Source organism: Grimontia hollisae CIP 101886 (assembly GCF_000176515.1).
Taxonomy (GTDB): Bacteria; Pseudomonadota; Gammaproteobacteria; order Enterobacterales; family Vibrionaceae; genus Enterovibrio; species Enterovibrio hollisae.
In genome coordinates this window covers 211,999-233,108 of record NZ_ADAQ01000011.1, presented here as the reverse complement: position 1 = coordinate 233,108, position 21,110 = coordinate 211,999, and the positions used below count along the sequence as shown (strand labels likewise).

Annotated in this window: 21 protein-coding genes, 5 tRNA genes and 2 pseudogenes; 23 read left to right on the top strand and 5 right to left on the bottom strand. The window is 45.9% G+C overall.

Annotation, left to right across the window (positions count from 1 at the left end; translation table 11 throughout):
- Window positions 1–53: 53 nt before the first annotated feature.
- The 5 genes from VHA_RS07370 (at window position 54) to VHA_RS07350 (ending at window position 565) form a co-directional block, all read left to right on the top strand.
- Window positions 54–127: transfer RNA gene (locus tag VHA_RS07370), tRNA-Cys, on the top strand.
- Window positions 128–131: 4 nt separating this feature from the next.
- A tRNA-Gly gene (locus VHA_RS07365) sits at window positions 132–207 on the top strand.
- A 42-nt stretch (window positions 208–249) separates the two neighbouring features.
- A tRNA-Met gene (locus VHA_RS07360) sits at window positions 250–326 on the top strand.
- 31 nt (window positions 327–357) lie between these two features.
- Window positions 358–433, top strand: a tRNA-Gly gene (locus VHA_RS07355).
- A gap of 45 nt (window positions 434–478) precedes the next feature.
- Window positions 479–565, top strand: a tRNA-Leu gene (locus tag VHA_RS07350).
- Between the two features lie 65 nt (window positions 566–630).
- On the opposite strand, the gene VHA_RS07345 is transcribed toward VHA_RS07350, so the two are convergent.
- Window positions 631–1,098 carry a tyrosine-type recombinase/integrase gene (locus VHA_RS07345; protein ID WP_005503219.1) on the bottom strand — a complete coding sequence of 156 codons (468 nt, stop codon included), beginning with the start codon at window positions 1,096–1,098 and terminating at the stop codon, window positions 631–633.
- An 87-nt stretch (window positions 1,099–1,185) separates the two neighbouring features.
- Here VHA_RS07345 and VHA_RS07340 point away from each other — a divergent pair, with 87 nt between their 5' ends.
- The 11 genes and pseudogenes from VHA_RS07340 to VHA_RS07285 all read left to right on the top strand — a co-directional run bounded on the left by VHA_RS07340 (window position 1,186) and on the right by VHA_RS07285 (window position 10,140).
- Window positions 1,186–1,779, top strand: coding sequence for a PLxRFG domain-containing protein (locus VHA_RS07340; protein WP_226926552.1), 594 nt, complete (start codon window positions 1,186–1,188; stop codon window positions 1,777–1,779).
- A 386-nt stretch (window positions 1,780–2,165) separates the two neighbouring features.
- On the top strand, window positions 2,166–2,423 hold the full coding sequence (locus VHA_RS07335; protein ID WP_005503215.1) for a type II toxin-antitoxin system Phd/YefM family antitoxin: 258 nt from the start codon (window positions 2,166–2,168) through the stop codon (window positions 2,421–2,423).
- On the top strand, window positions 2,411–2,713 hold the full coding sequence (locus VHA_RS07330; RefSeq protein WP_005503214.1) for a type II toxin-antitoxin system RelE/ParE family toxin: 303 nt from the start codon (window positions 2,411–2,413) through the stop codon (window positions 2,711–2,713). The genes VHA_RS07335 and VHA_RS07330 overlap by 13 nt, the downstream gene beginning before the upstream one ends.
- Before the next feature lie 516 nt (window positions 2,714–3,229).
- Window positions 3,230–3,736: a YwqG family protein gene (locus VHA_RS07325; RefSeq protein ID WP_040528454.1), complete on the top strand. Its 507-nt coding sequence runs from the start codon at window positions 3,230–3,232 to the stop codon at window positions 3,734–3,736.
- A 272-nt stretch (window positions 3,737–4,008) separates the two neighbouring features.
- Window positions 4,009–4,167, top strand: a pseudogene (locus tag VHA_RS18830) (IS6 family transposase); the annotation flags it as partial.
- 197 nt (window positions 4,168–4,364) lie between these two features.
- Entirely contained in the window at window positions 4,365–5,189 is an 825-nt protein-coding gene (locus tag VHA_RS07310) for a 2OG-Fe(II) oxygenase (protein ID WP_005503208.1), read from the top strand.
- Between the two features lie 4 nt (window positions 5,190–5,193).
- Entirely contained in the window at window positions 5,194–5,919 is a 726-nt protein-coding gene (locus tag VHA_RS07305; RefSeq protein ID WP_005503206.1) for an alanyl-tRNA editing protein, read from the top strand.
- Between the two features lie 8 nt (window positions 5,920–5,927).
- Window positions 5,928–6,560, top strand: a complete 633-nt coding sequence (locus tag VHA_RS07300) for a LysE family translocator (protein ID WP_005503205.1) — start codon at window positions 5,928–5,930, stop codon at window positions 6,558–6,560.
- Window positions 6,561–6,641: 81 nt separating this feature from the next.
- The gene (locus tag VHA_RS07295; RefSeq protein ID WP_005503203.1) at window positions 6,642–8,042 is read left to right on the top strand and encodes an FAD/NAD(P)-binding protein; all 1,401 of its coding nucleotides are present in this window, start codon (window positions 6,642–6,644) and stop codon (window positions 8,040–8,042) included.
- Window positions 8,035–8,892: a DMT family transporter gene (locus VHA_RS07290; protein ID WP_005503201.1), complete on the top strand. Its 858-nt coding sequence runs from the start codon at window positions 8,035–8,037 to the stop codon at window positions 8,890–8,892. Before VHA_RS07295 ends, VHA_RS07290 begins: the two co-directional genes overlap by 8 nt.
- 18 nt (window positions 8,893–8,910) lie before the next feature.
- A complete protein-coding gene (locus tag VHA_RS07285) occupies window positions 8,911–10,140 on the top strand; it encodes an ATP-grasp domain-containing protein (protein ID WP_005503198.1) in 1,230 nt (409 codons plus the stop codon).
- Window positions 10,141–10,236: 96 nt separating this feature from the next.
- On the opposite strand, the gene VHA_RS07280 is transcribed toward VHA_RS07285, so the two are convergent.
- A complete protein-coding gene (locus VHA_RS07280; RefSeq protein WP_005503196.1) occupies window positions 10,237–10,974 on the bottom strand; it encodes a hypothetical protein in 738 nt (245 codons plus the stop codon).
- Window positions 10,975–11,138: 164 nt separating this feature from the next.
- On the opposite strand from VHA_RS07280, the gene VHA_RS07275 reads away from it, so the two are divergent.
- Window positions 11,139–12,176 (top strand): IS4 family transposase, encoded by a 1,038-nt coding sequence (locus VHA_RS07275; RefSeq protein WP_005503194.1) that lies wholly within the window; start codon window positions 11,139–11,141, stop codon window positions 12,174–12,176.
- Window positions 12,177–12,254: 78 nt separating this feature from the next.
- A complete protein-coding gene (locus tag VHA_RS07270) occupies window positions 12,255–12,641 on the top strand; it encodes a tautomerase family protein (RefSeq protein ID WP_040528445.1) in 387 nt (128 codons plus the stop codon).
- Window positions 12,642–13,097: 456 nt separating this feature from the next.
- On the opposite strand, the gene VHA_RS07265 is transcribed toward VHA_RS07270, so the two are convergent.
- The gene (locus tag VHA_RS07265) at window positions 13,098–14,141 is read right to left on the bottom strand and encodes an IS110 family RNA-guided transposase (protein ID WP_005502324.1); all 1,044 of its coding nucleotides are present in this window, start codon (window positions 14,139–14,141) and stop codon (window positions 13,098–13,100) included.
- Window positions 14,142–14,583: 442 nt separating this feature from the next.
- Window positions 14,584–15,606 carry an IS110 family RNA-guided transposase gene (locus tag VHA_RS07260; RefSeq protein WP_040528444.1) on the bottom strand — a complete coding sequence of 341 codons (1,023 nt, stop codon included), beginning with the start codon at window positions 15,604–15,606 and terminating at the stop codon, window positions 14,584–14,586.
- A 92-nt stretch (window positions 15,607–15,698) separates the two neighbouring features.
- On the opposite strand from VHA_RS07260, the gene VHA_RS07255 reads away from it, so the two are divergent.
- Entirely contained in the window at window positions 15,699–16,067 is a 369-nt protein-coding gene (locus tag VHA_RS07255; protein ID WP_040528443.1) for a VOC family protein, read from the top strand.
- Here VHA_RS07255 and VHA_RS19205 read toward each other — a convergent pair.
- Window positions 16,061–16,195 (bottom strand): hypothetical protein, encoded by a 135-nt coding sequence (locus tag VHA_RS19205; protein ID WP_005503190.1) that lies wholly within the window; start codon window positions 16,193–16,195, stop codon window positions 16,061–16,063. The genes VHA_RS07255 and VHA_RS19205 overlap by 7 nt on opposite strands.
- A gap of 121 nt (window positions 16,196–16,316) precedes the next feature.
- Here VHA_RS19205 and VHA_RS07250 point away from each other — a divergent pair, with 121 nt between their 5' ends.
- The 4 genes and pseudogenes from VHA_RS07250 (at window position 16,317) to ltrA (ending at window position 20,927) form a co-directional block, all read left to right on the top strand.
- The gene (locus VHA_RS07250) at window positions 16,317–17,021 is read left to right on the top strand and encodes a hypothetical protein (protein ID WP_040528442.1); all 705 of its coding nucleotides are present in this window, start codon (window positions 16,317–16,319) and stop codon (window positions 17,019–17,021) included.
- Between the two features lie 78 nt (window positions 17,022–17,099).
- Window positions 17,100–18,338, top strand: coding sequence for an ISL3 family transposase (locus VHA_RS07245; RefSeq protein ID WP_005503189.1), 1,239 nt, complete (start codon window positions 17,100–17,102; stop codon window positions 18,336–18,338).
- A 22-nt stretch (window positions 18,339–18,360) separates the two neighbouring features.
- The gene (locus VHA_RS07240; protein ID WP_123912585.1) at window positions 18,361–18,729 is read left to right on the top strand and encodes a hypothetical protein; all 369 of its coding nucleotides are present in this window, start codon (window positions 18,361–18,363) and stop codon (window positions 18,727–18,729) included.
- A 726-nt stretch (window positions 18,730–19,455) separates the two neighbouring features.
- Window positions 19,456–20,927, top strand: a pseudogene (gene ltrA / locus VHA_RS07235) (group II intron reverse transcriptase/maturase).
- Window positions 20,928–21,110 lie beyond the last annotated feature (183 nt).

Here is a 21,110-nt window from a genome sequence, read left to right as displayed (position 1 = left end):
AATGCCAACCCGTACCGCAGAGGAAGGTGACTTACTGAAGCGGAGTTAGCAAAGGCGCGTTGGCAGAGTGGCTATGCAGCGGATTGCAAATCCGTGGACCTCGGTTCGACTCCGGGACGCGCCTCCATGATGCGACACTAGCTCAGCTGGTAGAGCGCAACCTTGCCAAGGTTGAGGTCACGGGTTCGAACCCCGTGTGTCGCTCCAAGCATACAAGCCATCATCATGCTTTGAATGGTGAAATACGGACGCGGGATGGAGCAGTCTGGTAGCTCGTCGGGCTCATAACCCGAAGGTCGTTGGTTCAAATCCGGCTCCCGCAACCACTTTTAATTATTCGGTAATGCCGGGTAATGTGCGACACTAGCTCAGCTGGTAGAGCGCAACCTTGCCAAGGTTGAGGTCACGGGTTCGAACCCCGTGTGTCGCTCCAAATTATTTGCAGATGGTGCCTGCCGTCGCAATCACAGAATTGCGTGCCCTGGTGGTGGAATTGGTAGACACAAGGGATTTAAAATCCCTCGGCGTTCGCGCTGTGCCGGTTCAAGTCCGGCCCGGGGCACCATTAAAAACAACGGCTTACAAGCTTGTGCGTGTGAGCCGTTTTTCTTTTGGTAATATTTGGTAATATCATTTGGTAATATTCCGGCGGTTAAGAGAGGGCACTTGCTCCACTTTTCTGTCGTAAGTTGCCACCTGTCTCTCGGTCTTATGACCTGAAAAAATTTGCTTCTCTCTCGCACTTCCCTCGTAATCAGAAATCCCTTTGGCCTTCAAATCATGAAAGGTGAAATCCAGGAGAAGCCCTGTTTCTTTTCTTGCCTTTTCCCGCGCTTTTCTCCAACGGGAATTAAACCCATCACGTGTAAAAGAAGAGCCCGTCGCTTGATGGATGACATACAGGCTATTTGCGCCATAGACATTGTCACACTCTTTCACCGCTTCCCTGAGCTCTGGGCTCCATAGCTTGATTTGTTTCTTCCCGGTTTTGCCTTGCTGGATAAATATCCCTTCATCCAAAATTTGGTCTTTACGCAAAGAGAGAACATCTTGTTGTCTGGCGGCGCAGAGATAGCTGATTTGCATCGCAGCGCGCACGGCAGGGCATCCATTGCGATAGACCGCGAAATACTCAGCATCGGATACGTAGCGGTCTCTGGCGACCTCTTTAAACTGTCTGACGCCGTGGGAGAAGATTTTGCGGACCTCGTAATATACGGTGCGGGCGGGGCAGGAGTATCGCCGCGAATCTCTCTGGACGGGCTTTGGATCCGTGACCCATATCGAGACCTACAGGGAGAAGACCTATGGAGCCATTATGCGCAGCAAGTCGCTGGTCCCGTACTGGGTGGCGTGGTGTTGGGCGCTATTCGTGGTACCGAGGATATTGCAAAAGGGCAGTACTGGCGGGGTATCGAGAGAATAGTTCCCAAGTTTGTGCGAGATCCCATGAAAGCTTACCGATACTCTGAAGAAGGGGCTCTGAATTACAAGGGCAAACCTTATAAAGAAGCAGATAACTTTTCTGGTTATCAGTTGTTGGCCCAAACACTGGGTTTTTCCGACCATGAACTGATGAGCTTTTATGAACAAAAACGTGCGATATCGAAGCGGCAGCGAATGGTGCTAGACAGACGTAGAAATCTGCTGATGGCATACCGGATAGCAATACATTATGGTGACAGTGCTTTGGTGAAAGAAGCTCGTCAAGCAATTGTAAAATTCAACCGCGTCAACTTGAACGAGGCGATTGAGGCTAAGGAGTTACGAAAGCGATGACTTACTCTTGGCCGTACTCGTCACTGAGAGTGGACTTGACTTCTGATAAGAAAAAAATAGATAGAAGAAGGATAGCGAGATTTATCATGAGTACAGTATGACCATGCATTAATTTGAACTAGCCAGGACACAACTAAGTCATGGTGACCGCATAGAAGTACAAGCATCAATCGCCTCAAGCGGGACTGTTAACGCGTGGCGTTTCCAGTCCCAATGAGCCGCGGCGGTTGCGGTTGTTGTGTTTGGATTTTGTGTTATGCGTTGCTAGCCCCTTAGGCGGGGTCACACCCCACTTTGGGATCTAATAAATTGTTAGCCGCTATAGAGCTTGCTATATGTAAAGTGATAGAATAGTGTCACTTTAGTATTCCTTTGGAGCTGCTCTCATGAAAGTAGAATTAGTCACATCACTCAAGCGTCAAGCAACTAAGATCCTCGCTGATCTCCACGATACTAAGGAACCAGTATTAATTACCGAGCACGGTAAGCCATCTGCATATTTGATCGATGTTGATGATTACGAGTTTATGCGAAACCGTTTGTCAATTCTTGAGGGTATTGCGCGAGGCGAACGTGCACTAGCTGATGGTAAAGTGGTTAGTCACGAAGAAGCCAAGGACAAAATGTCAAAATGGTTGAAATAATCTGGACTGAGCCAGCGTTATCCGACCTCAATGACATCGCTGAATATATCGCACTTGAAAATGTCGTTGCAGCAAAGCAATTGGTTCAAACGATTTTCTCTAAAGTTGAGCGTCTAGAGAGTTTTCCGGAATCAGGGCGTATTCCACCTGAACTAGAACATTTAAGTTGCCGTGAGGTTGTCGTAAATCCATGTCGTGTATTCTATAAACAAGACGCAGACAAAGTATTTATTCTGTTTGTTATGCGTACCGAAAGAGATTTGCGTAAGTTCCTGTTGAGTAAGCAATAACTTTTGAGAATGAGAGGCTAACACATGTGAGCCCTTCTCCTGTCAATAGACAATAGCCTTCTCTTGGCAGCGCCAGCAGCCAATGCCCCAGAACAACAAAGCCGTCTACTTTGCTTTCCCCAAACTGGATTTATCCGAAGTGGGCGCTTTAGAGCATAAGGTCTAACTGATTTCTGTCCCACCTCATGTCAGGGCGCTCAGTTCTGGCACGCTCATGCCCCTTTTCCATTTGCGAACGTTTTTCACTTGTCTCTCAGAACACATGCTTTGCCTTACTTAAACTAATCCTTTGTACTTGAATTATTCACTCTGCAAATACCGGTCATCACTGGCAGGTCAATCAATAAGTTTACGTCTTTATTAAACCGTCCGTAGAAATGGGGTAGAACCCCGACTTGTTCCGAATGTAAAAAGCCTCAGAGCTTCCTTGCGCAGTTCCAGCATGATTCTAGAAGGCTCAATTTAGGGAGAGAGGGGAGGATTGTTTATATATTTCAGTGCAATCATGACCCCGGTATGTGTTCGACTTGGGAAGGTGGCTCCGGTGCTAACGCTTGCTTTGTCCTTGAACCAGAAAAGTTAGTAGATAGGCTATGCAAAGTGCCAGAAGAGAATGTACTAATCGAGAATGAAGCTCGTGTAGTCGATTGGCTAGAGCGTGATGATGGTATTTCTGATTCCAATATTCAGGCTTTCTTCGATGAAGAATTATACTATAAGCTTCCTGATGATATCGTTGAAAACGTCACCTCAGGCACTAAATTAGGTGGCGTTCCTCAATGGATACAAAGCCCATCGGAAGCACCTGCGGGCGAGTGGGAGTTCATCGGTCAACTTGATAGTACTCATAGTTTTATTTATCCGCCACGGCATAACGTTGGCTGGGTCTCCGAGGATGGAGAACGCTGGGAAGGGCGCACACATTACGGCGAAGGGCCAAATTATGGTGACGGTGGTATCGCCTATCTATTTATTAAAAAGACAGGAGTGTTGCCAGAAGGCTGGTTTTTCTGGCAGTGCTAAGGCTAACAAGTGCAGCCACAGGACAAAAAAACGCTCCGCCATTTTTTGCCTGTGCTGGCAGGCGTTAGGCCATCGGAGAATTGGATATAGTATGAAACTCTCGACGCTAAGAATCCCCTGTGAGAACCTGAAGAATTCAGAGCTTTTCTATTCGAACATGTTAGGTACGAATAAACTGTTCGGTTCAGAGACTGAGGGCTTTATTGGCTACCAACTCGAAAATGTCCAAATTCTCTTAGAGTTAGAGGAAAAGGGAGAGTTTGAATGTGGGAAAGCGAGCCTGGTCAACCCTTCAGGGATTCGAATCTCTACGGATGTTGAATAAAGGCCAGTTTGATTTCTGGTTACGTCAGGATGAACGTAAAATGCTTGTGCGGGAGCGATCTGTCTTTATGAATGGATTGTTCAATGTCATGGGCATTTTGGCCTGATTATTTGAACACGCCCTGGCAACATTTATCCTCAACCATTTTTGCAACAAGCCCTGTGGAAATGGTTATCGTTGACAGATAAAGCGGGAATATTCCCGCTTTATCTATTTATTCTGGATTTATCTGTATTTTATTCATTCCCGACCATTACTTAGCATGTCAATCACTAAAACAACGACACAAAGCTAGGTAATAAAATGTCTCAATCCAATCTTGTATCTGTACTCGCGTACCAACAACCAGAAAACATCATCATCACCAATGAACTCGAAAAATGGCATTTGGACGGCCTGTTCGACCGAACCATTGATGTGGTGCGCGTGCCTGGATATTTCTCTCAGCAAAATGCGCAGGAAATTGCCAATAAGATTAAGCGCAGCGCTTTTTTCGGCAGTTACGTTAACGCGCCGAAAATTGGCCGTATTGGTCAGGCGTTCTTTGAATGTCAGAACGATGAAGTTTCCCTGAGCCGTTACCGAGAGTTTGCAAAAATCTGGATCAAGGAAATGCGCAAGGAAGTGAGCCCGTTTCTTTCTCCTATCGACCGCCTGAGACTGGAACTCAACGAAGTGTGGCCTTCACACTGCAATCTCGCTGAGATTGGTGACTACAAGCTTTTTGCAGGATTGGTGCGAGAGTTCAAAGAGGGCTCTTATGCAGAACCTCATAACGATGTATTGAGCTGGGATTTGGTGAATGAAATGGACACTGGCATTACCAATCAACTCGCTGCCAATGTGTATTTAGAGACCTCAGAATCAGGTGGCGAGTTGCGCCTTTGGCATGAATGGCCAGAGACGAAAGAGGAATACGACGCTATACGTATTGAAGGCAGCTATGGTGTCAAACAAGAACTCCTGAACGGGAGCTACTTGGAAATCGCACCAGAAGCGGGCGAGCTTATTTTATTCAATCCAACCCGCATCCATTCCGTTGAGAAAATTCATGAGGGCTCCAGACTGACATGGTCATGCTTCATTGGTCTGGAGAACAGCAACAAAGCACTGCAAATCTGGAGCTAACGCTATGACTATGCCTAAGTACCTTTCTGACACCTATCAAGAAGAAAACACGGCGACTATTACCCGAGTCGTGGAAATGGATGACACGGTTGCTGTGTATTGTGACAGCTCGATTTTCTACCCTCAGGGTGGTGGGCAGCCGTGTGACCTTGGTAGCCTTGAAATCAATGGCACCGCGTATCGCGTTTATCATGTGGAAACGACAGAAGAGGGTATTGCCCATGTGTTGGAATCCCATCCTTTACTTCTGGAATGTGGTGGACTTCCGTGTATCCAGCGCATCGATATTCAACGTCGCTTGGTCAATGCCAAGTCACACACCGCGGGGCATTTAATTTCCCACATTATTGAGGAAATGGATGACAACCTGTCGCCAGCGAAGGGCCACCATTACCCTGATGATTCCTATATTGAGCTGATTGATAGTGAGCGTACTAATGACACTTTCTCCATGGAACTGATTAACAAGAAAATCCAGTCACTTGTTAACCAAGCGCCAAGGACAATTCAGTCAATCGAGTTGGATTTGGCCGAGGTGCAATCTCTCCGCCCTTTGTTGAGCAAGTTCATTCCGCATAGCACACACATAAGAATGATCGCCATTGACGGATTCACTCCGGTTCCTTGTGGTGGCACGCATGTGGCCAGCACTTCTGAGTTAACGGGTCTTCAGGTTACACGCATAAAACGTAAAAAAGACCGCATCAAAGTCAGCTACTCGATTCACTGAGGTTAATTATGGATTTTGCTACTGCTCTGGTTTCTATCCTGACCATTCACTTAATGGCTTCTATTTCTCCTGGCCCAGACTTCGTTGTCGTGTCCCAGAAAACCCTGCTTCAGGGAAGAAGAGCGGGCATTATCTGCGGTGTTGGGGTCTGCGTTGGCCTCTTGGTTCATATTGGTTATTCGGTTGCAGGATTAACTGCAGCGCTTGAGCACTCGGTTTGGTTAACCCAAGGGATCGGGATTTTTGGTGGGAGTTATCTGGTATTTCTCGGCTACAAATCCATCAAAGGCTCTTATTCTGCAAGCACGGCTCCTTCGATTGAGAAAGAAAACGAAAACACTGGTTCGTCCGCTTTTTGGAGTGGACTGATCGTCAATATTTTTAACCCTAAAGCGGCGATCTATTTCATTTCTCTATTCTCAATCATCATCTCCCCGTCGATGGGTCCTGAGAAGTTACTCTTGGTGATTGTCTCGATTATTGCAGTGCAAATGGCGTGGTACCTGACTTTTATTTTCATTGTCACTATCCCGAGCATTCGGGTGAAATTTGACAGCAAGGTATACCTCATTGACCGCATTTTGGGTGCGCTGATGTTGATGATGGGACTGTACATGATTGCGACTTACACCTTCGGTTAGTGACGGATTCCAATCCCCGAACCAACAGAAACTGACAGCAGAACCACCAATCACTTCATACTTTCCAAGGAATGGAAAACCATGACGAATATTAAAAACATTGCCATTGTCGGTGCAGGTCCGAGTGGAATATCTGCGTATCTTCAACTGGTGAAAGAGCACCACACTGAGCTTACTTCCATCACTCTTTTTGACCCTCAAGGTGTTGGCAAGAGCTTCAGCTTCAATACCGACTTGGATTCATCGCTGACAAACACCAGTGTTGGCGTCACTTCTTTATATGCTGACGACAAGCTAGATTATTTCAAATGGTTAAAAGATAAAAAGCCGGAATTGAATGCCACCTCTTCAGATTTCATCAGTCGATTCTACTTCAGTGAGTATTGTCAGGATCGTTTCCAGCAGTCGAGAGACTACGCTGCTTCATTTGGCTGCAGCACATTTGTGGAACACGCCGAGGTGAAAAAGATCGCATTCAGGAACGAAAGGATGATGGTAACGAGCCAGCATAACATCGATTTTGTGTTCGATGCGGTTATCCTCTCGACCGGCATTAGCGCATCTGTTCCAGATGGTCTCCAAAAAGATTGCGACAACCTCGTTTCAAACCCGTATCCGGAGCGTCATTTTCTTTCTCGCGTAACCAATGCAAGCAACGTGCTGATACTGGGCTCAAAACTCTCTGCGATAGACATTTGTGTTGCCATCCACAATCAGTACCCAGATGCCCAAATGACTATGGTTTCTCGTTCCGGTGAGTTGCCCTCTGTGAGGGATTCTTTACTGATCAAGAACCCTGTTCCTGCAGATTTTAATGTGTTGAGCCGGCTGAGCACGCGCTCTTGTTCGCCAGAACTAAACGCGGCAAAGAAACTCGAGTTAGATATTGCTAACTGCAAATCAAACCAGAACCATTGGGAAGATATTGTCGGTCAGTTTATAGAGGAATTTAATGAACAGGTTCCCTTGATGTCCGCTACCCAGCAGGTTCAGCTCTATTCTAAATTTCAGTACTTTATCAAACATTATGTCTCTTCTTTCCCTCTTTCAAATGCCGAAATTTTGCTGAAGGCCATCACGTCACAAAAGCTCAGCATTATTCAAAAAGACCTGTCTGAGTACCTTTGCGTAAAAGACAACAAGGTATGTGGTAAGGAAGCCGGAAGTATTAAATCTTATGATTTGGTGATCAATGCTTCTGGTATCACTAACAAACCTTTGGAAGAGGCACTTATCGGCCAGCTCTCTGCATTTTCCGTAAGACGAAACAAATCTGGTGGCCTGTACCTCGATGCAGAGACAATGAAAGTCCGCTCGGAAAACAACCTTGTGCCACTTTACGTCATTGGCGGGCCTGCAACAGGAGAGCTTCCAATTACCAATTACGTTCGTTCGTCCGACACTCAAGCTCGTAAAGTCGTATCTGATATCACTAAATCTGCTCGCCAGACCAAAATGGGATTGTTAAGTCACTATGCGTAAATACAAAGAAATTATCGCGTTTTGTGTGTTCTTTTCACTCTCTTTTGTTTTTATGTCGAAGGTAGTGAAAAGCGTCGACCCAATTGTGTCGACCTTTGTAACCTACGGGCTGGCAGCCCTATTCTTTTTTACAATCAATGTAAGAAGCCGTCAGATCATCTGGAACATTTTGGTCAGCCAGAAGAAGCTGGTCTTTAAAATTAATCTTTCTACTTTAATTAACACCTTATTGGCGTTCTATGTCGTTATCTACATTAGTCCGATAGCCTATATCATGGTGTTTTTCTCTGGCCTTTCGTTTTTCAATGCGCTTCATAACCGAAGAGGGATAAGCCACCTTGAAATGTCGGCGAATACCGTGGCAATTTCTCTCGCGATTGCGGTTTCGTTTCTGATTTCAGGTGCGGGTGCTTATGACACTTTCGTAGGTCTTGGGCTGACTCTTGTTTCAACCTTGTTTGGTGCTTTCTATATGAGGGAAAGCGCTTACCTGCACAAAGAAACAGGGATTTCTGCTTCGCAGTTACTCTCATTGCGTTTTTTCTTGGTCATCGTTCTTTGCGGCTTCTACAGCTTGTTTGCGATTAGTCGGGATGGTATTGCCATCAACGATTTTGCATTGCTGTGCTTGATAGCGGTGACAGGAAGCATAGTGCCTTTGTTCTTGATGCAGAAATCGATCAAGACGCTGGGTGCAAAGGTGACAGCCCAATTTACTCCTCTTACACCAATCCTCTGTTTGCTGTTTATGGCAGTGGTAGAAAATCAGCGTTTTTCGGCACTGGAGATTAGCCTGACACTATTGATGGCGCTAGCGATGCTCTATCAAGCCATTCTGAAAACCCCATGAATTTAAGGATGAAATCAAATGACCAAAGCCATGGTATTCCTTTCAACAAGGCAGTTAACACAGGTAGATTTCACTGCGTCGATCTTCGATGACTACGACCTCATTGTTATCGCTTCAGAACAAGAGCTTAAAAGAATGCCGTCGCGCATGGCTGATGTTTTTTCTCAGCAGCTTACTGTCCCCGTTACGGCGAACGATGGTGTGATTATTGAGTATGATCAGCAAGAGATTCTGCATCTCTTTGATTTAATAACAGGCGTTTATGTAGATATCGACGTTATCTGTTTTGACGAAGGCAATGTCGAGCTTGCTAGCTCGCTTCGTCAGCATGCATCGGATAAGCGCGAACTGGAAAGATTCAGAGATAAGGTAGCAATGAAGAAGTGGCTGTCTGATAGAGGTGTGGTAACCCCCCGTTTCCTTGAGGTGTTAGATGAGCAACAGGATTATCGCGATATTGCAGATATGCTTGGGTCACCATTTGTCGTCAAGCCTAAGCGTTCTGCGGGTTCAAATAACATTTATATTGTTCGAAATGAGGCAGATTTTATTCGGATGAAAAAACAGGTCGGGTCTACGCCTGCCGAATACGAAGCAGAAGAATATATTGATGGCGATTTGTACCACTGTGACGTGGCGATATGGCAAGGGGAAAGTATATTCGCAGAGTGTACAGAATATCTTTGTCCAACTATCGATTTTCAATCTGGATCGCCACTTGGTGGGAAAGTCATGGACGTCGATAGCACGTTGAGACACCGCCTAATCGCATTTGCTAAAAAGTCATTGATAGCCATGGAGGCAAAGGATGGTGTGTATCATATGGAGATCTTTGTCCGTAGCAATGAAAGTCAGGATTTGGTTTTTCTGGAAGTAGGAGCAAGGCCGCCTGGTATGTTAGTGACGACAATGTACGAGAAGGCAACAGGCGTTAATCTGCTCAATCTGGATATTCTGATTCAAACACGCTCAGTGCCAGCTACTTTCAGCTTTTCCAGACAACAACACGCGTTTTATCTGGTGTACCCCAAAGGTAAGGGACGCGTCTCATCGATCAATGCGCCATCAATGAATGGACAACTAGATGTTTGCTTTTCCAACGAATCGTCCATCGGTGATGTGCACAAAGGTTGTTTTTCGAACCTGGACTTTTGCGCTCACATAACGTGTTCGGGTAAGGAAAAATTGCTCACAGACCAAGCTTTTGCTCAGATGAGTCAGTTTAAACCAGTGTGTTATGCCGCTTAATCTATACCCAAACAACCGGAAGATGCTCGCATTGAGGGTCTCCCTTCGGGCGAGCTGAATCCTGCGTCTTCAGATTATCTGGGTATAAAAACGCAATTAACTGAGTAAGGCCACTGCTTGGTTAATTTGTCTCAGGATGAGCTTGAGCTCGTTCTTGTAGTCTGACCGGAATTTCTCGTCGGTCAGACTATCCCCCACACGCCAGTAGATGGCATAGAGAAGAACTTTTGTAATTTTCTCTCTGAGCTCAAAGAGTTCGATACTGTTCCCTGGTGCGGAGTAGCGGCTGAGAAAGGAGTGATAGCAATCGTTCATTCTTCGAAAGTGCGCCATAACAACATCTTGGTCCGGCTTGATGAAAGACAATCCACTTTTGTCTTGCGTGATAGTTACAGATTCGCTGTAGGCAACGCAGTCTTCAATAATGGCGGTGATTTCCTCAATAAAAGCACTTTTGCTTTCTTCATCCCCTTGCTGATCAACGATAGGTAACCACTTGTTAGAAACTTTGTAGCCCAGACCGCGTACAGTCACGATAAAATCTTCAACCATGACACTCTTCAGCACCGCTCGCGCTTTGAAGGCGTATTTGTTCGCGATAATACTGTCTGGGCTGTCTTCCATGTGGAAGGACGATTTCTGATCTCTGACAATACTGCCTATGTCGCTGTAGCTAATTAGGGGAGCTTGCAGGGTGAATAGCTGATGGAGGAGAACGTAGACCGCGGCATCCTGGATAAACACCTCGCGACCAGAGGATTTCAATATGTTGAGATGAGAATCTAGCGTGACACTTTTTGCCGTTTCTATGTTTTTGAACGTGATTTGACTCATTGCGAACCTAGCTTCCTTCTATCATCGACAACGTTTGTTGGCTTTTAATCTCGGTCTAGCGAATCCCCTCAAAATTCCTTTTCTAAACAATGAGAAGGACGCGCACCGTACCTCTTGATCTAATGAATTTCGCCAAAAAAACATTCCAAACAAAGGAATTACCGATGCGCGATATTCAAATCCTACAAGAGACCTTAACCAATCACTATCCCACTATTCATAAAAAACGGCTCCAATCTCTGTTACTTGCGACTGAGTCCGCACTTGGCGGTGCTGACCTCACTCTCACCAAGCTCGGTCGCTCCCTCAACACCTTCACAGCGGCTAAACATGCGATTAAACGGGTTGACCGCCTACTGGGAAACACCCGTCTACACCGTGAAAAAGAGGATATTTATAAATGGAATGCACGACTTATTGCCGGGGCGAACCCTTGCCCTGTGATTTTACTTGATTGGTCTGACGTGAGAGAGCAACTTCGTTTTATGACCCTACGAGCGTCCATTGCCCTCGATGGCCGGGCGGTTACTCTCTACGAACAAGCGTTTGAGTATGCGCAATATAATTCACCGAAAACGCATCAGTACTTCCTTGGTAAACTCCAGGAAATACTGCCCCCAAGTGCAACACCTATTATCATCTCTGACGCTGGGTTTCGAAATACGTGGTTTCGTCAAGTCCAAAGTAAGGGCTGGTTTTGGCTGGGGCGTGTACGCGGTGATGTCTCGATAAAAATGACCCAAAGCGATTGGCAATCCAACAAGACGCTTTATCCTGACGCCACAAGCAAGCCGCATTCACTAGGCCAATGCCAACTCGCTCGCCGTTCACCGCTGACCTGCAATGGCTATGTGGTAAAACAACAAAAAGCGCAGCGTCATTCACGAACGGGTCAGAAGCACACCGCTTCTCGACTTTTTGCCAAAAATGCAAATGAGCCTTGGTTGCTTGTCACCAATATCCCAACGGAAACACTGAATGCTGTTCAAATATGTCGCTTGTACGCCAAAAGGATGCAAATAGAAGAAGCTTTCCGAGACCTGAAAAGTACAGCCTATGGATTGGCGTTGCGTCATAATCGGACTCATCATAATCGCAGGTTACTATCGGAATCGGCAAACAATTTTTGTTTGAGTGGCCTGTCTGAAATTCTAATCACGCAGTTGAGTTCACATTCAAGTTGTTGTTTCTTGATAGCTTAAATACGGTTTGCGGCAAAGCGAAATGCGGTAGCTTTTTCTATATGTGCTGGCAGGCGTTATACGTTTTAAGGAGAAATCGTGGTCGTCATATATGGAATTAAAGAACATTTGAATCCCATCAAAGCTGATTTATCAGATGTGATCCAACAATCGATGACTCAAGCTTTAGGGTTGCCTGAGGATAAGCGTGCTCACAGATTTATCCCGCTTGATAAAAGTGATTTTTACTATCCTAGTGGCCGCTCCGATTCTTATACGGTGATCGAAGTAAATATGATGGAAGGTCGCAAAGTCGAAACCAAGAAGGCTCTAATCAAGGCACTGTTCAATAACATTGAATTGAGGTTAGGCATAGCTCCCATTGATATTGAAATTACAATCAAAGAACAACCTGCTCATTGTTGGGGCTTCCGGGGTATCACAGGTGATGAAGTCGCAGACTTAACCTACAAAGTTCACGTATAACACATATGAGCCCTTCTCCGGTCAATAGGCAATAGCATTCTTTTGGCTGCGCCAGCAGCCAATACTCTCGAACAACAAATCTGTCTACTTCGTTCTGTCGCTTTCGCCGTTAAGTCGTCGCTTACGGCAAACACATATAGAAGGTCTCTTACTGCGGTCTCAGCGCTGCCTGCCAGTCGTGTGACAGGGCCATTAGACATTATTCGGTTAACCCAAGCTGGCACTATTCAAAAAGAAGGCTAAACAATGGTTTTCCAGTTATCTTCAGGCTCAGGTTGGGTGTAAGCAACTTTGTTGTTCGTTTGGGGGCGCAACAATGGGGCGGCTAATCAAAGCAAAGGGGCTTGGACAACCGTTGGCACAGCAGGCCATGAGGGCTTAATGCCCAGTGAACTCAGTCAGCAACGTGCTCCTTCTCAGCACCAGTTAGACGTTCAGCTCACCCCATTGTGCGACTTATTCAGGTAAGAACTTCTGTTCATCAAACACGGTTTTATTCCTCAACATAAAGTAAACACAGCGCCCCAGCTTGTGGGCGAGTGCAGACAAGGCTTTGGCTTTGCTCATGCGTTTTTGTAAACGTGTGAGGTATTTCTTCGCTTTTTCATTGCCACGAAGGTAAAGGACAGCAGCTTCGGAGAAGGCCCATTTAAGGTGTGCGTTGCCGATCTTATTGCCGCAGGTTCCATATTGCTTTCCCGCGGATTCAGCTTTGCATTTAATTAAACGGGAATAAGACGCGAACTGCTGAACGGTCGGAAAGCGTTGGATATTGCCGATTTCGTAAAGAATGGTCAGCGCCAGAATACGGCCAATGCCAGGGACGGTTTGCAGCAGTTGGTAATCCTGCGGGTTATGTTGTTTGGCGTTCTGTTCGATGAAGTGTTCAACGCTCGCAAGTTCTTTGGTGTAAAAGGCAATCACGTTCAAATCGAGATCAATGTTGCGGTTAATGGCAGGTTTATCGAATCGGTTGCGGACTTCCTCTCGGGCATACGGATAGCGCAGCTGAAGGTTAGGCGATGGATGATTGTATTGACTGAAAGTGTTAGAAACATGCGCTTTTAAGTCTGCGCCGTGACGCATGATCTTGGTTCGACGGCGAAGTAAGTCACGGGTGGCACGCATGGCTTTGGGGTAGACGTAAGCAAGTGGGAAGTTACCGCCCCTGAGAAGAGAAGCAATCTTATAGGAATCAATGCGGTCGTTTTTAGTTTTCCCGCCGTGAATCGCCTTCATGTAAAGCGCGTGACCAAGTACAAAATCAAAGGCGTAGTCGAGGCATAGGTCACTGACCCAATACCAGCAATGCATGCACTCGACGCCGACAACAATCTGGTCTTGGTAAGGCGCGATAACATCTAAAAGCGCGTCAGGATTGGCATCGATTTTCTTGTGAAGCAGCTTGTTGCCCGCAGAATCGAGGATGCAGACATAAAGAATGCGCGCATGCAGATCGATGCCGCAGTAATAATCATGCTGTTGGTTATAGAATCTCATTGAGTCTTCTCCGTTTGGTTTCGTCGCCTTCCAGCTTAGCCGGACGGTTAAGTTGGAGGAGAAGGCTCAATGAGTATCAAACTGTTCAAGAGGGATTCGCAACGCGTGGCATTTTCACTATGCGTTGGTTTTAGTGTTTAAGGTGGTATGCGGCGGCATTGGTATTGCGTTGCTCACCCCTTAACAGGGCTACATGGATTCCCCCGTTCGTCAAACATCCGCTACACTTTTCGAGTTAGGTTTGGACTGCCGCTCTACATTCGGCCTTTCAGTGGCTCACGCCATGGCCCTGATGACATTGCGCGGTTGCAGTGCCTTATTCGTTAGAAGGTATCAATGGTACCCGCCGCATTAACAGGCTCTCTGCAAATGGTCTTCACCTTTCCTCATCAGCTCGCGTCTGCAATGACCCGGTTGGTGTGTTTCTCTGCGCCGCCTTCGCTTAGACGGCGTAGTCTTGATAGTCGGTTTGGTTATGTAACAGCGCCCAGATGATACGGGCGTTCTTGGCTGCCAGAGCAACAATGGCGCGGTTCATTCCCCTTCGTTCAAGAATGTTCCGCCCCCAGACACTGAGCCTGTCCTGTTTCTCCCCAAGGTTAGTGATGACCGCTCTTGCGCCATGCACTAAGAGAGTTCGCAGATATTTGTCACCGCGTTTACTTATCCGCCCAAGCTTGGGTTTACCGCCTGTTGAATACTGTTTGGGAACCAGCCCGAGCCAGGCGGCAAAGTCTCTGCCGGAGTCGAACTGTTCGCCTTTACCAATGGTGGCAATAATGGCGGTTGCCGTCTGAGGACCAATGCCTCGTACCTTAAGAATACGCTGTGCATTGGGGCTGGCCTTGGTGACTATGTCAAAGCACAGTTCGGTGTCGTCGATACGTTGGTTGAGTACTTGTAGATGCTCAAAACTATCGCCGAGCACAGCGCGAGCAATATCAGGCAGTCCGTAATCCGCCGCTTCGAGAATAAGCGGAACATCACGCTGAATTGCGTGGCGTCCGGTAGGGATAACAATCCCAAACTCAGCGAGCAGGGCACGAATGCGATTAATGAGCGCGGTGCGCTCCTGCACCCAATGCTCGCGCATACGGTGAATGGAAAGAATGGCTTGCCGCTCAGGTGATTTGACGGGTACAAAACGGGTGTTGGGTCGTTGAACGGCTTCACAAATGGCGATGGCATCGTTAAGGTCATTTTTGCCTTTGGTGCGGTAAGGGCCGACATATTTGGCGGCCATGACACGGGCATCATGCCCTAACTTGATGAACTCTCTCGCCCAATAATGTGCCCCACTGCACGCTTCAATGCCTATACGCATAGGTGGCATATTTGCTAATGTAGTCAGTAATTTAGCGCGTGAAACGGACTTATGGAGAATGACCTTTCCGCGGTCATCGACAGCGTGCAGAGAAAAGTGGTGTTTGGCGAGGTCAACGCCACAAAAGAAATGAGAAGACATGGTTACCTCCGGTATGTAGTGCGACACCTAAGTGTGGCAAATCCTCGTGAGGGGGAATCCATGTCATTCGTTAGGGCACAAGGAGTAAAATGATGATTCATCACATAGATCATATTGTTCTCACAGTCTCCGACATAGAGAAATCAGTGGACTTTTATAAACGGGTTTTGTGCATGGAAGAGGTAACTTTTGCCAATGGCCGTAAGGCTGTAACGTTCGGAAATCAAAAGATTAACTTTCAGCTTCTTGGCCAAGAACCGCGAAATGTAGCTAATGTTGGTTCAGGTGATGTTTGCTTAATTTCAGATTGGCCGTTGAGATCAGTGGTAAACCATTTAGTTAAAGAAAATGTCAAAATCATAGAGGGTCCAGTCGAAAAGTCAGGAGCCGTTGGTGCAATCCAATCGGTCTATTTTTTGGATCTTGATAAAAACTTAATAGAAGTCAGCGTGTATCAATAGGCTCTGCGCCCTAACAGTTTGTTGCGTGTGATTTTTCGTCGGCCTATGTTCTTCCCGTTTTTGTCAATTTCGAACAGATAGAAGACGGATTTGGCGAGGTCGATACCGATAATATTGTGTTGAGTCATGGCCTGCTCCTTTAAGGTTTTGATGCATCACCAAGCATGGCTTAAAGCCTGCGAGGGTGGTAGGGGGAGACCATCTCATCATCTTAACAGGGTTATGCCCTAAGAGGAGAAATAAGCAAAAGTGGAATACGTAGTTTATAAATTTCCTGACTACGCTGAACAAGTAATTACTCTTCTGTTGGAGGAAAACTGGCTTGTTCATCCGTTTCCTTTAAGTGATGATGCGGATATTTTTAACCCATCGGCATACTTGTATAACGCAGACACTAGTGGAATAGAGTACACAATTCATTTGGATCTCAATATATATCAATACATATTGAATGCGTTCAAGAAAGAGAAGAAAAACTCCTTACATAGAAGTGCTATAGCTTTAGTGGTTTTTGCCAAATTTACAAACATTAAATTTGACCCAACAATCGCAATCTATGAAAAACTGAATTACAGAAATCAATGCCCAGATGAATTAATTGATGATTTAACTCTATTTCGTCAAATTGACAACGCCGAAATGGAAGCTTTAGCAGAATTTGCTTTAGGTTTTACCGACTCAATTAAACTTCCTGAGCCTGCGTATATAGACCGTTCTCAGTTGAAAACGAAACTTACAGAGTTCCGCAGATTAAAAAAATGGGACACTCTTTATGTTCTCGTGATGAAGCTAACGGAGTTGTACTTCTTTGAGAACAGGTTATCGAATGAAGATAAGTTGGAGGCATTTTGGCGTTGGTGTCATGAAGAGTTCTTGTTTTCATTAGTAGCGACTTGTCTAGCTATTAAGATGTTTGGTAAGCAGCCCATACCAAAACGGTTCTTCTCCGCTTAAATGAGTCTATAAAACGAACAAATAATCTATAACAGCAAGATTTATAATGGCTCTTTTCTTAACCTTTAGTGCTGTAGTTTGTCGTTATTATCATCTGCTCTATTTAACTTTAAAGGCCAATGCGTCCAGTCTGTATCCATCGAAACGGACACCCATTCTGTACTCGTCAAATGTAAGCGTGATAGACGATTCAAAGTGATTGATCCAGAGACAGGTGCGCCGCGCACCGTCGATCACTATGTTCGTCGTCGTTTATCTGATTTACCTGTGAGTGGTCGTTCTTGTGTCATAGAAATTGAGCTTGCTCAGACTCGAGATAGACTTGGTAGAAGGTTGATTGAAGCAACTGATTTTGTTGTTAAAGGTAGCCGTTATACTGAGAGATTTTGCCATTTCATCAGTGGATTATGCCGTTATATGAGTATTCATGCTGTTTCTAAACACCTAGGCATCCGCTGGGAAACAGTGAAAAACATCGATAAAGCATTTCTACTGTCCACCTTACCAGCGTTAGAACCTGAGAAGATCACCAGCCTTGTTCATATTGGCGTCGATGAAGTTGCCAGGGCCAAAGGGCACGACTATATGACCGTTGTTTATGACCTTGTTTCGGGGCAACTTATATGGGTAGACCACGGAAGAACTTTCAATGTCCTTATCAATTTTTTTGAGCAGTTATCACAACAAACGAGAGATGGGATCCGAGCAGTGTCAATGGATATGGGGCAGTCTTATCAATCGGCTGTAAGAAAAGTTCTCCCGAATGCTGACATTGTGTTTGACCGATTTCACGTGATGCAAAACTACTCCCTCCTGATCAGAAAAGAACGAAATAAAGCGTTTAGAAATGCGACACACCACGAGAAGAAGATGCTGAAGGGGACGTTATTTTTACTCCTCAAGAATGCCCCAAAATTAAATGATAAACAGTCGGATAGATTGGATGATTTACTTGAAAGCAACAAGACACTTTGCACAATTTATATGCTGAAAGAACAACTGCAAGCCTTATGGGATGAACGTGATTTTGACTCAATGATTACGGCGCTTGAAGCTTGGTGCCAACTCGCCAAAAAGACGAGGATTTTATCACTGATAAATTTTGCTGACGCTCTCTGGGATAGAAGGATCGGCATCTGCAATTACGCAAAATATAAGCTAACAAATGCCCGTGTGGAAGCAGGCAACGTATCTATTGGCCTTCTAAGGCGAAGAGCTCGCGGAGTTAGAGATACCGAATACTTTAAGTTAAAGATAAGGCAAACATCGATTAAAGAGGCGCAATCTATTTTCTATCCTGAAATCAAGCTCACGTAAGCGGAGAAGAGCCCCAAAACTAATGAAATACGCACCAAAATACTCTGCTGAAAAAAACAAAAGGAACTTAGTCAATATGACTTGGGATTTGTTCTTGTTAGACAAATTCTTTGAAAACTGGGTGAGTAAACTGGATGACCAAGAGTTTATCTATGCTAGTAATGACAAGCCATTACAGGAAGTCTTAAAAACAGCAATTAAGATACAAAAAGAGGGCGCAGTCGTTAGTTTAACGCAAGACTTGTCACCTTCATTAATCCCATCATTTACTGCCACGTTTGATCAAGTTGCATCAGAGCACGGACGACGCATTTCGTCTGTGAAAGACTTTCAATCGTTTCGTGATGGTATGATCATACACTATGAGAACGCGTTAAAAGTGCGGGCATAACACATATGATCATAGTGTGCACCAAAACTGAGAAAGAGAAACTGCGACAGATCGGGGTATTTCCACCCGGCTCTCATTTAGCATTAGGAAATCTATGGAAAGCTCTCGATGTGAGAGTGAGTGGGTTTGCTTTCGCCAACAAGAAAAAGGGGCGTGCGACGTGAAGTCGTATGAAGCGCTGTTCACCGCTTAACGTGTGAACCATCTGTATCACCAGATGAGCCTAGGAGCCTGAATAAAGTAGCGGCTCTGACAATGTAACGAAGAGTGGTCATAGACCAATCGGGATAGGAACCGCGAGGGGATGATCCTCCTGATAACCACAAATTGGGTGAGTGCTAGGTAGTCAGTATGATGAATGTAAGTGAATCCGCGTAAGGTGCGTTATTCGATGAAACAGCGGAAGTGGTTAACACGCTGTAGCCAAAAGGCACGAGAGTCGGAAAGAGATTGCCCCATGCTCTTTCGTGATCATTGCACTCTCCGCACCATAGCGGGCATCTAACCTGACATTGCGCGACATACGGAACACGGTAAGCCTGTATCACTCCCTCTGGGAAAGCCTACATAGCCGATAGTGATGCAGGTAGAGGAGGTCGGAAAAAGCCAAGGCTGCGTTGTAATGATGCAGATACAGGTCCATGCCTGAGCACGAAAGTGCGCCCACTTCCGACTGGTCTCCCGTTGCGAGAGAATTCGAAGAACTTTATTCAAGGAGAAACGCAAATGATGATTTCAAAAGAGATTAGTGCCTCTCCTGACAGTACTCAATGGCAGTCAATCGACTGGAAATACGTTGAGGCGCATGTGTTAAAGCTTCAGATGCGTATCGCAAAGGCAACAAGGGAAGGTAAGCACGGCAAGGCGAAAGCCCTGCAATGGTTACTAACCCACTCTCGTTCAGCAAAACTCCTTGCTGTGAAACGAGTGTCGAAAAACAAAGGCAGCAAAACGCCTGGAATAGACGGCATCATCTGGAACACAGATGCTCGCCGTATGAAAGCCATCAATCAGTTGAGCAGAAAGGCATACATAGCCAAGCCACTCAAGCGTATCTACATCCCCAAAAAGAACGGTAAGCTTCGACCGCTGGGTATTCCGTGCATGATAGACAGAGCGCACAAGCACTCCACCTACTTGCACTGGAGCCCGTATCAGAAACACTTGCCGACCCCAACAGCTATGGATTTAGACCAAACCGCAGCACGACTGACGCTGTCGATCAGTGCTTCAAGTGTCTGGCGCTAAAGAAATCAGCCCAATGGGTGCTCGAAGGCGATATCAAAGCCTGTTTTGACAAAATCGGTCATCAGTGGCTTCTTGATAACATCGCCGTAGACAAGCGGATGTTGGAGCAATGGCTAAAGTCTGGCTTTATGGATAAAGGGCTGTTTTATCGCACCGACGAGGGCACACCGCAAGGCGGGATCATCTCTCCCACCCTGATGTTAATGACGCTCTCAGGTCTTGAGCAGCTCATCAAATCCACTGCCCTTAAAAGGGGAGCGAGAGCCAACTTTATTGGGTACGCCGACGACTTTGTCGTCACTTGTGCTTCAAAGGAAGTGCTGGAGAACGATATAAAACCATTGATTGCTGACTTCTTGGCGGTAAGGGGCTTAGCACTATCCGAAGAGAAAACGCACATCACTCATATCAACGATGGCTTTGACTTCTTGGGCTTTAACCATCGGAAGTACAAAGGAAAACTGCTCATTAAACCGAGTAAATCCAATACGCTGTTGTTCTTAAGTAATCTGCGCGAACTCATCAAAACGCATGTAACCCTACCTGTGAATGATCTTATCAAACTGATAAATCCGAAGCTCAGGGGGTGGTCGAATTACTATCGACACTGCGTCGCGAAACAGGTGTTCGGATATGTAGGCTGTAAACTATTCCATGCGCTATGTCACTGGGCAAAAAGGCGTCATCCAACAAAGTCTAAAACGTGGATCGCGCTTAAATACTTCATCAATCGGAAAGGCCAGTGGCAATTTCACGGTTGGCAGAAGATCTCAGGTATGGATTGCCAGTTCAATCTCTTCCAAATAGCCCAAGTGCCTATCGAAAGACATGTGAAAATCCGAAGTGCAGCAACACCTTTTGACCCTCAATACCAAGAATACTTGGCAAAGAGAAAGTCCAAAAGGCTAGTTCGCAACACTTGGAACGATCCTGCTCTGGCTGCGTTATAAGTTGCTGGGTATCAAACGATGCCTTTGTGGAGGCTTGAGCCGTATGCAGTGAAAGTTGCACGTACGGTTCTTAGGGAGACGGCACTTGGCAACAAGTGTCGTCCACCCGACAGAAACGAGTTGGTAAAGACGCATAGATACACTGATAATGCCGCCAGTCTTCCTCACTCAGCCAAACCGCCA

Coding starts and splice junctions, on each gene's coding strand:
- VHA_RS07335 (WP_005503215.1), top strand. CDS start 2,166: ATGAAAGTAGAATTAGTCACATCACTCAAGCGTCAAGCAACTAAGATC.
- VHA_RS07295 (WP_005503203.1), top strand. CDS start 6,642: ATGACGAATATTAAAAACATTGCCATTGTCGGTGCAGGTCCGAGTGGA.
- VHA_RS07290 (WP_005503201.1), top strand. CDS start 8,035: ATGCGTAAATACAAAGAAATTATCGCGTTTTGTGTGTTCTTTTCACTC.
- VHA_RS07265 (WP_005502324.1), bottom strand. CDS start 14,141: ATGAGATTCTATAACCAACAGCATGATTATTACTGCGGCATCGATCTG.
- VHA_RS07260 (WP_040528444.1), bottom strand. CDS start 15,606: ATGTCTTCTCATTTCTTTTGTGGCGTTGACCTCGCCAAACACCACTTT.
- VHA_RS07275 (WP_005503194.1), top strand. CDS start 11,139: ATGCGCGATATTCAAATCCTACAAGAGACCTTAACCAATCACTATCCC.
- VHA_RS07310 (WP_005503208.1), top strand. CDS start 4,365: ATGTCTCAATCCAATCTTGTATCTGTACTCGCGTACCAACAACCAGAA.
- VHA_RS19205 (WP_005503190.1), bottom strand. CDS start 16,195: ATGACTCAACACAATATTATCGGTATCGACCTCGCCAAATCCGTCTTC.
- VHA_RS07280 (WP_005503196.1), bottom strand. CDS start 10,974: ATGAGTCAAATCACGTTCAAAAACATAGAAACGGCAAAAAGTGTCACG.
- VHA_RS07255 (WP_040528443.1), top strand. CDS start 15,699: ATGATTCATCACATAGATCATATTGTTCTCACAGTCTCCGACATAGAG.
- VHA_RS07300 (WP_005503205.1), top strand. CDS start 5,928: ATGGATTTTGCTACTGCTCTGGTTTCTATCCTGACCATTCACTTAATG.
- VHA_RS07240 (WP_123912585.1), top strand. CDS start 18,361: ATGAAATACGCACCAAAATACTCTGCTGAAAAAAACAAAAGGAACTTA.
- VHA_RS07325 (WP_040528454.1), top strand. CDS start 3,230: ATGTGTTCGACTTGGGAAGGTGGCTCCGGTGCTAACGCTTGCTTTGTC.
- VHA_RS07285 (WP_005503198.1), top strand. CDS start 8,911: ATGACCAAAGCCATGGTATTCCTTTCAACAAGGCAGTTAACACAGGTA.
- VHA_RS07330 (WP_005503214.1), top strand. CDS start 2,411: ATGGTTGAAATAATCTGGACTGAGCCAGCGTTATCCGACCTCAATGAC.
- VHA_RS07305 (WP_005503206.1), top strand. CDS start 5,194: ATGACTATGCCTAAGTACCTTTCTGACACCTATCAAGAAGAAAACACG.